The 11,462-nt window shown below is 62.5% G+C and carries 13 protein-coding genes and 1 pseudogene; 6 read left to right on the forward strand and 8 right to left on the reverse strand.

Annotation, left to right across the window (positions count from 1 at the left end; all coding sequences use genetic code 11):
• Positions 1-322: 322 nt before the first annotated feature.
• Positions 323-1,279 (reverse strand): alpha/beta fold hydrolase, encoded by a 957-nt coding sequence (locus GGD65_RS36790; protein WP_183238362.1) that lies wholly within the window; start codon positions 1,277-1,279, stop codon positions 323-325.
• A 343-nt stretch (positions 1,280-1,622) separates the two neighbouring features.
• On the opposite strand from GGD65_RS36790, the gene GGD65_RS36795 reads away from it, so the two are divergent.
• Entirely contained in the window at positions 1,623-1,805 is a 183-nt protein-coding gene (locus GGD65_RS36795; protein WP_038972834.1) for a hypothetical protein, read from the forward strand.
• 7 nt (positions 1,806-1,812) lie between these two features.
• Here the strand turns inward: GGD65_RS36795 and GGD65_RS36800 are convergent, their stop codons facing one another.
• The 3 genes from GGD65_RS36800 to ykgO all read right to left on the reverse strand — a co-directional run bounded on the left by GGD65_RS36800 (position 1,813) and on the right by ykgO (position 3,079).
• Positions 1,813-2,073, reverse strand: coding sequence for a hypothetical protein (locus GGD65_RS36800; protein WP_026202573.1), 261 nt, complete (start codon positions 2,071-2,073; stop codon positions 1,813-1,815).
• Positions 2,074-2,213: 140 nt separating this feature from the next.
• Positions 2,214-2,846: a tetratricopeptide repeat protein gene (locus GGD65_RS36805; RefSeq protein WP_026202572.1), complete on the reverse strand. Its 633-nt coding sequence runs from the start codon at positions 2,844-2,846 to the stop codon at positions 2,214-2,216.
• A gap of 107 nt (positions 2,847-2,953) precedes the next feature.
• Positions 2,954-3,079 (reverse strand): type B 50S ribosomal protein L36, encoded by a 126-nt coding sequence (gene ykgO / locus GGD65_RS36810; protein WP_006611362.1) that lies wholly within the window; start codon positions 3,077-3,079, stop codon positions 2,954-2,956.
• Between the two features lie 308 nt (positions 3,080-3,387).
• Here ykgO and GGD65_RS36815 point away from each other — a divergent pair, with 308 nt between their 5' ends.
• The gene (locus GGD65_RS36815; RefSeq protein WP_018321552.1) at positions 3,388-4,272 is read left to right on the forward strand and encodes a 4-hydroxyphenyl-beta-ketoacyl-CoA hydrolase; all 885 of its coding nucleotides are present in this window, start codon (positions 3,388-3,390) and stop codon (positions 4,270-4,272) included.
• A 303-nt stretch (positions 4,273-4,575) separates the two neighbouring features.
• Here the strand turns inward: GGD65_RS36815 and GGD65_RS36820 are convergent.
• A pseudogene (locus GGD65_RS36820) lies at positions 4,576-4,773 on the reverse strand (SDR family oxidoreductase); the annotation flags it as partial.
• 480 nt (positions 4,774-5,253) lie between these two features.
• Positions 5,254-7,017: a caspase family protein gene (locus GGD65_RS36825; RefSeq protein WP_183238363.1), complete on the reverse strand. Its 1,764-nt coding sequence runs from the start codon at positions 7,015-7,017 to the stop codon at positions 5,254-5,256.
• 193 nt (positions 7,018-7,210) lie between these two features.
• Here GGD65_RS36825 and GGD65_RS36830 point away from each other — a divergent pair, with 193 nt between their 5' ends.
• The 3 genes from GGD65_RS36830 to GGD65_RS36840 are packed head-to-tail and all read left to right on the forward strand — an operon-like array spanning position 7,211 to position 9,339.
• Positions 7,211-7,942 carry a haloacid dehalogenase type II gene (locus GGD65_RS36830; RefSeq protein ID WP_183238364.1) on the forward strand — a complete coding sequence of 244 codons (732 nt, stop codon included), beginning with the start codon at positions 7,211-7,213 and terminating at the stop codon, positions 7,940-7,942.
• 39 nt (positions 7,943-7,981) lie between these two features.
• Positions 7,982-8,449, forward strand: coding sequence for a YbaK/EbsC family protein (locus GGD65_RS36835; protein ID WP_183238365.1), 468 nt, complete (start codon positions 7,982-7,984; stop codon positions 8,447-8,449).
• A gap of 59 nt (positions 8,450-8,508) precedes the next feature.
• A complete protein-coding gene (locus GGD65_RS36840; protein WP_183238414.1) occupies positions 8,509-9,339 on the forward strand; it encodes an adenylate/guanylate cyclase domain-containing protein in 831 nt (276 codons plus the stop codon).
• Between the two features lie 171 nt (positions 9,340-9,510).
• Here GGD65_RS36840 and GGD65_RS36845 read toward each other — a convergent pair whose 3' ends face one another.
• Together GGD65_RS36845 and GGD65_RS36850 are read right to left on the reverse strand one after the other, a co-directional pair.
• Positions 9,511-9,852 (reverse strand): hypothetical protein, encoded by a 342-nt coding sequence (locus GGD65_RS36845; RefSeq protein ID WP_049815046.1) that lies wholly within the window; start codon positions 9,850-9,852, stop codon positions 9,511-9,513.
• Between the two features lie 95 nt (positions 9,853-9,947).
• Positions 9,948-10,934, reverse strand: a complete 987-nt coding sequence (locus tag GGD65_RS36850; protein WP_018321543.1) for a tripartite tricarboxylate transporter substrate binding protein — start codon at positions 10,932-10,934, stop codon at positions 9,948-9,950.
• Between the two features lie 148 nt (positions 10,935-11,082).
• On the opposite strand from GGD65_RS36850, the gene GGD65_RS36855 reads away from it, so the two are divergent.
• Positions 11,083-11,340, forward strand: coding sequence for a hypothetical protein (locus GGD65_RS36855; RefSeq protein ID WP_183238366.1), 258 nt, complete (start codon positions 11,083-11,085; stop codon positions 11,338-11,340).
• The last annotated feature ends 122 nt before the right edge of the window (positions 11,341-11,462 follow it).

Here is an 11,462-nt window from a genome sequence, read left to right on the forward strand (position 1 = left end):
GACTACCCGCCCTGCCCGCGCCTCTCGTGCCGACGCTGCCGCGTCCACCGCAAGCCCGGCTCGCGACAGTGACGACACATAGTCGCCCCTCTTGGGTGAGCCGGGATGGGTGAGACATACGCCGAAACCGAATTTCGGTAAAGTGGAATATTTTTAGCGAAGCGGATTGACAGAGGGCGACACAGGCACGGTGCCGTAGGGTGGGCAAAGCGAAGCGTGCCCACGTCTTTCGCCGCCGTCGAGAGCTCGTGGGCACGGCGCAAATGCGCCTTAGCCCACCCTACGAGAGCTCTACGGGTGCAGCCACTTCGCGCGAAAAAGCTTAATCAGCCGCCGCCTGTGCCGGGGCGATGCTCCCGATCATCGTCTCGATTTCCGCCTTCACGAGCTCCGGCACGGCGTTCTGTACCATGTGGCCGAGCTCGGGCAGCACGATCAGCTTCGCATGCGGCACCATGGCTGCGAATGGGCGCGCGTGGATGTTGGTCTTCACCGTCTTGTCGGGCTCGCCGGCAATGATCGTGACCGGCGCAGATATCTCGCCATAGCGCGCGGCTTGCGCAGTCACCGCCTCCTTCAGCGTCACCAGATCATAGGCATTGGCGATGAACTCGCGCGGGCGCAGCAGCAGCGGCGTCGCGGAGTCCTGCACGAATCCATCCGGCATCATCTGCGGCAGGAACACGTTACGCGCGCCGGGCTCGGCCAGAAAGTAGCCGAGCGGCAGGGTGATCGTGTAGGCGAGCAGCGGACCGATCACCGGCGTTGCGATGATCTCGTTGTAACGGCCGACACCGCCGCGCCAGGGATGGGTGACGGGGGCGAGCATGACCAGGCCGGCGACGCGGCCGGGATGATCGAGCGCGATCCGCGCGCCGAGCGCGCCGCTCCAGGAATGCACGACGAAGACCGCGCGATCGATGCCGAGCTTGCCAAGCGCCTCATCGATCATCCGCGCCTGGACCTGCGGCGTCGAATCCTCGCGCCGCGCGCGCGTGCTCCAGCCATGGCCGGGACGGTCGACCAGGATGACGCGATGATCTTTGGCGAGCAGGTCCCCGAGCGGGCGCCGCATCGCTTCGAGATTGGAGCTCGCGCCGTGCAGCATCACGATGGGCAGGCCTGCTTCGCGCGGACCGATATCGACGACGTGAAGCGTCGCGCCATCAACCTCGACCATCCCGCCCTGCGGCGGAAAGGCGCGCTGCACGGCGACGATTCCAGCCTGCGTGACCAGCGCCAGCAGAACCAGCGCCGTCACGACTGACATCACGATCATGGAGAGAATCCGGGTGATCCTGGGCACAGGGCAGTTACGGGCATTATGGGCGGCAGTTTCGCTCCGCCAGCCTTCCGCGCTTGCGCCGAAACTGCCGGGGCTGTGGATATGTGCATAATTGAAGAACGCGAAAACTCAATAGAATCAACAATATTCCAGGAGGACACGCAAGCCTCGGAACAGCTTCATGGGGCCGCCATCGCGGCCTCCATATAATCGCCATGGTCGGTTCCGCCATCTAGGCGCGGGTGGGCGCCGATCCTCCTCGCAGGCCCCGGGGCAACCTCAGGGGATGCGGGAAAGACCGGCAGGATTTGTCCTGATTTGAACCGGAGGATTTTCGATGAGCTTCAGATCGAACGACACTGCGATCGACGAGATCGTGGCGAGCTGCAACGGCGATCTGCGCGGTGCCGTGCGGGCGCTGCTGCTGATCAACGAGCACCTGGAATCGGAGCTTGCAAAGGCTTACGCCGCAGCCGCCGATCGCGGCCTGGTCGAGCGCGGCGGCAACGCCCTGCACTAGATGCAGGCTAGTTCGTGCCGTCCTCGGCTTTTTCCTCGTCCGGCGTAGGCACGGGACAGGCACGGATCGTCGAACGGGCAAGCTTGGCATCGGCCCTCGATTTGTAGGGACCGTCGCCGAACCAGATATCGCCGATGATGACCGGGTTGCTGGTCACGATGTTGCATTTTCCGGTGGCGCGGTTGCCGACCACCCAGAAAAGTCCATCGGCGAAGCTCACCGTCCCCGACGCGAGCAGCAAGCTACCCGCAAAGATCAAACGCTTCATGGCTTTTGCTCCTGCCGTGCAGGTAGGCCTGCGGCGACGCCGGCAATAGTGCTCACGATGCCGCGCTTCCGATCGTGGTTAATCGGCGCCGGCGGCCATCACTCGGAAGATGATCAAACTATCCGCGTCCGGATCGTGCGCTAGATATCCCGTCCCTCGACCTTCTCGGTCAACGCCTTGACCTGGTCGGGAATCTTTTCGAGATGCGGATTGACGGCGAGCGCCTTGCGATAGGCCTCGAGCGCGCGCTTCTCGTCGCCGACCTCCTGCATGATCATGCCGAGGCCAGCGAGCGCGCCGAAATGGCGCGGCTCCCGGATCAGCACCTGCTGGATGTCCGCGAGCGAACGGCCATAGTCGTTCTGCATGTAGTAGAGCGTGGCGCGCCGGTTCCAGGCCTCGATGTAGTCGGGCCGGAGCTTGATGACCGAATCCAAGAGCTTGATCGCGACCTCGATCTTCTTGGCGTCGACCGCGGTCTTGGCGCGTGCCATCAACAGCGCAGCGGTGTCGCTCGGGGTCTGCAGCCAGATCGCCCAGATCCGCGCCTCGACATGCTTGGCGCTGGCCTCGTCGGGCGCCGCCTTCAGCGCGCCGAACAGGAATTCGAGATTCTTGTTGCGATCGACCTTGGGCAGCTTGGCCGGCGCCTCGGGGAGCTTCTTCTGCTTGCCGGGCGGCTCAATCTGCTGTGCCAGGGCCGGAGCAAGGCCGGAGGTTCCCAGCACAAGGGCCAGACACAGGGTGCGCGCGAAGAGGAATCTCACTGCCATGGTCAAAGTCTAAACGCGCAAAGCCGCCCTTGCAAAGCAAAGGCGGCGTCAAACTCGTGTGAGACCGTGGTCTTGCGGGGCGCGCGCGGGCGTCCGGCAGGGCAATATCAGCCCTGACGAGCCTTGAAGCGGCGCTGCACCTTGTTGATCACATAGACCCGGCCCTTGCGGCGGACCAAGCGGTTGGCGCGATGGCGACCGCGCAGCGATTTCAGCGAGTTACGGACCTTCATGGCGGAATCCTGAACGTTCGAAAGGCCGTGTTCGGCCTACCGTTTCGGCACGCGCGAATGTGGCAAAATGAGATTTTTCCCGCCGGCGGACGACCGCCCGGGACGGGGCGGTTCTTAAGGCATGGCGGGAGGTGATGTCAATGTTAACTGCCCCGTTCCGAACCGGCAAATTCGTGAAAACAACCCCATGCACAGTAGAAATGGCCGGATCGGCCCGATTTATCGCAAGGGAATCAGTCCTTTCGACGACGCCTTGCCAAATTCGTTATATGATATAATCAATTCGGCAACCCGTCGGGAGGAAACCCATGCCGAAGCTGAAGCTGCCCAATATCGACGATGTCGTCGCCATCGACATCCACACCCACGCCGAGGAGCCCTGCGGCTGCCATCCCGACGACGGCTATGACGATTTCCAGGCGCAGATGGCGGAGTATTTCAAGTCGCCGAACAAGCATCCGCCGACGGTGCCGGAGACCGCGGCCTACTACCGCTCCAAGAACATCGCCGCGGTGATCTTCCCGGTCGACGCCGAGCGCGAGACCGGCTTCCGCCGCTACAACAATTACGAGATGATCGAGGCCGCCTCCGATCATCTCGACGTCCTCATCCCCTTCGTCTCGATCGACCCGCATAAGGGCAAGCTCGGCGCGCGCGAGGCGCGCAAGCTGATCGAGGAATACGGGGTGCGCGGCTTCAAATTCCACCCAACCATGCAGGGCTTCTACGCCAACGACCGCATGGCCTATCCGCTCTACGAAGAGATCAACAATGGCGGCGCGGTCGCGCTTTTCCACACCGGCCAGACCGGCGTCGGCTCGGGCATGCCCGGCGGCATGGGCATGCGGCTAAAATATTCCAACCCGATGTACATGGACGACGTCGCGGCCGATTTCCCCGACCTCAAGATCATCCTCGCCCACCCCTCCTTCCCCTGGCAGGAAGAGGCGCTGTCGGTCGCGACCCACAAGCCGAACGTCTATATCGACCTCTCGGGCTGGTCGCCAAAATACTTCCCGCCGATCCTGGTGCGCTACATCAACTCGATCCTGCAGGACAAGATGCTGTTCGGCTCGGACTGGCCGGTGATCACACCGGACCGCTGGCTGTCGGACTTCGCCAAGATCGAGATCCGCGACGAGATCCGGCCGAAGGTGCTGAAGGCGAACGCGCGCAAGCTGCTGGGGATCTGAAGCGGGTGGGCTGACGTCGATCGAACTCGGACAATAGCAGCGCTCTCTCCGTTCCCTCCCCCCTTGTGGGGGAGGGGCAGGGAGGGGGGTGCCACTCGGAGATTCTTTCCGTCGCGCACCCTAGAGCGCTGTGCATCGTCAACAGCCGGCGCCTTTTTCTGGGCTACCCCTCTCCCTAGCCCTCCCCCACAAGGGGGGAGGGAACACACGTCCGCCGGGGCGCTCGGCGGATCTTATCTCATCACGCCTTCGAAAGCGCATGAGGGCTTCGATCGAGCGACCGAAGCCCTCATGCTCAAGACCTCATACTTGCGCGAGGCCTCCATCGACGAAGACCTCGCCGCCGGTCATGAAGCTGCTGTCCGAGGACGCCAGGAACGCGGCCACCGCGCCGGTCTCGGAGGGATCGCCCACACGGCCGATCGGCGTGGCGCTGCCGAGCGCATCGAACGCTTCCTCGCCGACGATCTCCAGTGCCAGCACCGTCTTGGTCGCGGCGGGGACGTGCGCCGACTGGCTAGCTTGAATGGTTGCATCGAACACCATGCAAACTCTACTGCGTCTGCTTCCTCTTGAAACGGTTGTTTAGACAGTTGGCTGGCGAACAATATTTGCGGTGTTTTGCAAAAGCCGAACCGTCCATGGCGCAACTTCCGGTGGGACATTGTCCGCTGTCAGAGCTCATCTTGGCTGCTGGACTGTGCACCTGAGCCCTCGCTTCGACCGCAAGCACCAGCGAACACATCACAACCAAAAGAACTGCAAAAATCCTCGACATCAACCGCCCCCTCGATTCAGTATCAAGTCAGACTTTACCTAAGAATTGACTCGGAAAGAAAGCAAATCGCTCGTTGAGAGCATACGCCTTGCGCCTCGAGCGCGGAACGTCTCCATCCATTTGAGCTGATGCAAGTTCAAAACGCGACTAAGCCGACAACAGCCCGACCACAAGCAACTTTCATTTTTCTCCGCCTTGGTGATTCAGCACGTCGGCTGCCGACTGCACCAGATTTTGGCTCTCTGCGGGTCCATCTGCTGAATAGCCCTTGCGTAACATCCCGTGATGGGGCCCATGCATTTCTGGTAGGTACCGTTAGATAGAGCCGCATCAGCGCGCGTGACGGCGGAGGACGAAGAGGGTCTTACTTCGCGGTGCTGCAGCTCTGGCTTTTTCTTTGCTTCAGGCGACGCTCCCTTCTTCTCGCACTCATTCTCGTCGTTCAGGACGTAGCCCTTGCGGCAGCTGATTTTCGTGCAGCGGTCCCCCTCTGCGCGGTAGCCGTTCTCGCAAATCAGCGGACATATTCGCCCGCCCTTGTTTTTGACAGCGTCGAGCGCGTCGGTAGTGGCGACGCTCACATTCAGTTTCATGCCGGCGTGCTTGTTGAAGAGGTCGAGGGCTTTCTGCGAGGGCTCACCCCAAACGCCATCTACAACGCCCACATTGCATCCCACGCGACGTAGCTCGGCTTGCAGCGCGCGAGCTGTATCGGGGCTGATCTGCTCCGTCTCGACGGGAGGTGGTAGAGCAGCGACCTGCTGGTTCTTTTCTCGCGAGGCCTTCTCACGAATTGCGAGTTCCCGTGCCGCGTTCTCCTGGGCTGTCAGACGAGCTCTTTCAGCGGCAGCAGCCTTGTCCTGCTCGATCTGCTTGACCTTCTCGGCAGCGATGCGGGCCTCTTCAGCAGCCTTGGCAGCCGCAGCTGCTTTTTCTATCTCGAACTGTCTTGCACCTTCTGCGGCAAGTCGAACCCTCTCCTGCTCCGCAAGCCTCGCCTTTTCAGCGGCAGCTGCCCGCGCCTCTTCTGCGGCGATTTTTTTCGCGTGCGCTCTCGCAAGGTTGGCATAGAAGCCATCTGGATATTGAGACAGAAAAGCTTCCCAGCCATCGTGGGTGCCGAGTTGCAGCGCCAGCTCGTAGTCCCTTCGGATCGCCGTCTGAGGATCAGCCTGCGGTCCTGTTGGTGACGGCGCCGCCACTGCCGGGACAAGCGATAGATCATCGCCTCCAAGTGAGCCGTAGAGATATGGCTCTTGCCTATTGGCGGTAGACTTCAAGACTTCGTCGCGGACGTAACCAAAAGCCTTTCGCAGATCCAGACCCGGCTTGGTAACGTGGTGAACCATCGCCGCCGTGAACGGACTGTTCTTGCCATCGCCATCCAGCGCCGTTGAACCTGCCTTTGATGCGAAGGCAATCAGGGTGTTGGGGCTTGACGGTTCTACCTTTGCGAGGCCGCGCCCAATCGCCCTGGACGCGAGGGTCCGCTTCATCACCTTCGAGAACGGGCTGTCACGGCATGCGTCAAGAACCACCAACCGCAACTTTTTCGCAGGCTCGATCGCTACTAACACCCGATCCAGCGACATTGCCTCGTCATAAATGTCAGTGTCACGTTCGAGGACAGCATCGATCGGGACGAGATAATTGACCCCATCAACCTCGATGCCATGACCTGCATAGTAAACGACCGCAACCTCGGCATCGCGGGACTGTTCGATAAAGTCCCGCAGCGCCCGCCTCATATCAGCTACTTTTAGGTCACGACGCAGGTCGACAAGATCGAAGCCGGCAGCCTTCAAGGTTTCCGCCACGAGTGCTGCGTCGCTGGAGGGATTGCCGAGCCGCGCGACCTTTTCATAAGCCGAATTACCGATCACCAGCGCCACGCGACGCTCGGCATGCGCCGAACCGCAGGTCAGCCAGATGAAAAAGAATAATGAAATCCAGCGAAGAGCGCCCATCGCAGGCCCCGATCAAAGTGTGCGCAGCCTACGTCGAGCCTGATGAAAGGCAAGCATTGGCTCTGTGATGTTGATCACACTTCGATGCCATACCTGCAGTGGCAAACTTCCGCTGTGCCTTGGTAAGCTAACGACAACGCGTCCTCTCCCAAGCGAAGCTCTTGTGCCCACAACGGCCCGGAAAGACACCCCGATGCCCATCAAAGCCGTCGTCTTCGACGCCTACGGGACGCTCTATGACATCCAGTCGGTCGCTGAAATCACCGAGGATGCGTTTCCCGGATACGGCGAGATCATCACGCAGGTCTGGCGCATCAAGCAGCTCGAATACACCTGGCTGCGCTCGCTGATGCGGCGCTACCAGGACTTTGCCGCGGTCACCCGCGACTCGCTGGCCTATACACTGCGCGTGCTCGGGCTGGCCTATGAGAGCGAGACCTTCGAGCGCGTGATCGAGAAATATCTGCATCTCGACCTCTATCCGGACGCGACAAGCGCGCTCACCGCGCTCAAGCCGCGAAAGCTCGCCATCCTCTCCAATGGCAGCCCGGACATGCTGAATGAGTTGGTGCGCAACACCAAGCTCGACCGTCTGCTCGATGCCACCATCAGCGTCGATGCCAAGAAGATCTTCAAGCCGAGCCCGGAGGCCTACATGCTGATCGGGGAAGTGCTCGGCACCGCACCGAGCGAGACTCTGTTCGTGTCCTCCAACCCCTGGGACGTCGCGGGAGCGAAGGCGTTCGGGCTGAATGTCGCCTGGATCGAGCGGGTGACGCCGGAGGCGATGGCGCTGGCTTGCGTCGAGAACGAACTCGTGGCACCGCTCACCATGTTCAAGGCGATCCGCACCCAGATGGACGAGCTCGGCTTTGCGCCGGACCACCGTGTCCGCGCGCTCTCCGAGCTGCCAGGGATTGCCTAGGTATCGCCGCCCCCACAAGTCTGAAATGAGCTGCCCGGAATGAGCCTGGAATCCGTTCGCGCCTTTTTCGCCGAGAAAGCCCCCGACATCTCCGTCATCGAGTCTCCGATCAGCTCGGCCACGGTGCCGCTGGCCGCCGAAGCCTATGGCGTCGAGCCCGGAACGATCGCCAAGACGCTGAGCTTGCGCGTCGGCGAGCGCGTGATCCTGATCGTCGCCGCCGGCACCTCGCGCATGGACAACAAGAAGGTCAAGGCGCAGTTTGGCGGCAAGCCGAAGATGCTGGGGCTGGAGGAGGTCGCCGACATCACAGGCCACGAGGTCGGCGGCGTCTGCCCGTTCGGCCTGAAATCGCCGCTCCCGATCTATTGCGATGTGTCGCTGAAGGCATTCGACGTGGTGGTCCCGGCCGCGGGCTCGACCCACAGCGCGGTGCGCATCACGCCCGACCGCATGGCCGAGCTGACCGCCGCCGAATGGGTCGATGTCTGCGAGGTCAGGCCTTAAGGCGGCACCGGGTACGATCCCTGATGCATTTGCCGATCAGGGAGGCTAGCATGGCGCCGATGACCGACGACAAGGTGAAACGACGACTGACCACCGTGCTGTGCGCTGACGTGTACGGCTATTCTCGTCTCATGGAAGCAGACGAGACCGGAACGCTGGAGACGCTCCGCCGCTACCGCACCGCCATCGCGCGATTGGTCGAGCGCCGTGACGGCCGCATCGTGAATACCTGGGGCGATGCCGTGATCGCCGAGTTCGCCAGCGTCGTCGAGGCCGTGCAATGCGCGGTCGAGATTCAGCAGGAGATCTCCAGTCAGGCTGCGGACGCGCCGCAGGCGAGCCCGATGCAGTTTCGCATCGGCATCAACCTCGGCGACGTCATGGTGGACGGCTCTGACATCTATGGCGACGGGGTCAATATCGCATCACGGCTGCAAGAGCTCGCCGAGCCCGGCGGCGTCGTGATCTCGAGCTCGGTCTACGACCAGGTGCACAACAAACTGTCCGTCGGCTTCGACTGCCTCGGCCAGCGTCCCCTGAAGAACATTGCTCCCTTGACCAGCTATCGGCTGACCCTGGGCGGCCGAGCTGCTGCACAAGGGAGCTTCCCGATCGAGGAAAGCGCAACTCCCTCAGAGAGAGCGCGTGCTCCGCGGATCGAAGACAGGCGCGAGCTGTCTTCGGCGACGAATGTCGTCTCGGATTGGCTCGCAAGGCTGCCCCGCCCGCTGGCAGCGGCCCTCACGGTGTCGGCCTTCCTTATCCTGATCAATCTTTTCACTGGCAACAAGATCTGGTTCCATTGGCCGGTCGCGGCCATTCTCTTCGGTGTCGTCCTGCGGATGGTGCTTGGACAACGACCTGAATCGGACAGCAAGACCGAGCGCTGAACGAGGCGGCACGACCGCATCGTCGCGCCTAAAGCGCGATGAGATCTGGATGAATCGTCATCGCGCTTTAGGTTGTTGTTTGCGCATGATCTTTTCCGGAAAACCGCTTCGCACTTTTCCGGATCATGCTTTAGCGCTGCGCAATTTTCCCGATCATGCGCTCTTCAAAGCCTAATCGTCGTAATCGTCATAGGGACGCTGCGGAGGTGGCAGCGGCGCATTGTTATAGCGCGGCGGTGCGGCGCGATTGCGTGGGACCTGCTGCGGCGGCATTTGGTTGTTGGACTGGAACACGGCGCGGCAGCCGCTCGACAGCTGCGGCGTGTTCTGCTGCAGGCAGGCGGTGATCCGGCTCACGTCCGGAATCTGGTCGCTGCAGAGACGCCAGACGTCCGGCGTACACGCCATCTGCTGTTCCATGGTGCCGCGATATTCCTGGGCGAATGCAGCGCCCTGCGCGACGATGCCGCCGACCGCGAGCGCCACACCCAGCGCAATCCGCTCTGTTCGCATGTCCCGATCCTTCTCGATTCCCATCGATTTTCATCAATCAATGAGGCAGGACCCGGTTCTGGACCAACAACAAAATGTGAAAATGGCGCTGGAACCTACTCCACCTTGCCGATCTTCTTCACCGCCGCGATCAGCCGCTTGCTGTCGGTCGCGACGAATTGGGCGAAGGCCGGTGCGTCCTGATAGGCGACGAGGCTGCCCGAGGTTTCGAAGGCCTTGAGCACGTCGGGACTCGTCATCACCTGTGCCATCGCCTCGCGCAGGCGGATCGCGATCGGCGCGGGAAGAGAGCTCTGCGCGAACAGCCCGGCCCAGATGTACATCTCGACGTCCTTGTAGCCGAGCTCCTGGAAGGTCGGCACATCGGGAAAGCTCGCGATGCGCTGGGCGCCGCAATTGCCGAGCACGCGGAGCTTGCCGTCGTCGACCTGCGGCTTCAGCGTCCCCGGTGCGGCCGCGATCGCCTGCACGGTGCCACCGAGGATCGCGGTGAGTGCGGGACCTGCGCCGCGGAACGGCACGTGCAGCAGCTTGATGCCGGCGCTGCTCGCGAACATCTCCATCGCCACATGCAGCGTGCCGTAAGGCCCTGACGAGCCGTAGGTGATCTGACCCGGGCGCTTCCTGGCATCCTCGACGAAATCCTGCGCCGTCTTCCATGGCGCGGACGCCGGCACCGCCAGCAGCGTGGGATCGGCGAGCACGCGCGCGATCGGCATGAACTGCGAGACCTCGTAGGCGGCGGGACGGTCGAACAGCCGGTCGGCCTCGGGCAGCACCGCGAGCGAGGACAACGTCATCAGCAGCGTGTAGCCGTCGGGCTCGGCGCGTGCCGCCGCGGCATTGCCGACCGAACCGCCGCCGCCTCCGGCGCGGTTGTCGACGATGACGGCCTTGCCGAGGATCCGCTCCAGCGCCATCGCCACCGGCCGCGCCGCAAGATCGGCCTGTCCGCCGGCCGGAAACGGCACGATCATGGTGATGTTGCGGGCGGGGTAGGTTTGCGCAGAGGCTGGTCCGGGTAACGCAGCGCGCAGCAACGGCAGTGCAGCAGCGGCGCGCAGGACGTCGCGTCGATCCATGGCAGGTCCCTCCCCCGAATTTTCTTGTTTCGCACCCAGCCTAGCGCCGCGATCGGCAAGAACAAGACGTTTACGAAGCGTTAGCCATGTTCGGCCGAGCCCGGAACGCATGCCTGGAGCCGCTGTTGCCCTCTTGAGGGAGTGCGTGATGCCTAACATTGGAACCATCGATGTCGCCCTGGACGAGATGCTGGTGAATCTCGCCGCGATCGTTCGGCGGCTTGCAAGGCCCGAAGTGACGCGTACGCCGGAAGCGCGCCGCGCATTGGCGCAATCGGTCCATCAATATGCGGTTTGTGCGAAGCGTTCGAGCGACCCTCGCGTTCACGAACTGAAGTCGCAGCTGGAAGAAACGCTGAAGCCAAGCCTGCGCATCGTCGCAATCGACGGCGTGAAGGTGGCGTAGTCCGGCCCGAAAGACGGCTGCCGTAGGGTGGGCAAAGGCGCGCTCTTCGCGCGCCGTGCCCACGATCACTCTCCGAAATGACCGGCGATGTCGCCCATGTCCCCCGCCCCAATCCAAAGGCC

The organism is Bradyrhizobium sp. CIR18 (assembly GCF_014198295.1).
In the GTDB taxonomy this organism is placed as follows: domain Bacteria; phylum Pseudomonadota; class Alphaproteobacteria; order Rhizobiales; family Xanthobacteraceae; genus Bradyrhizobium.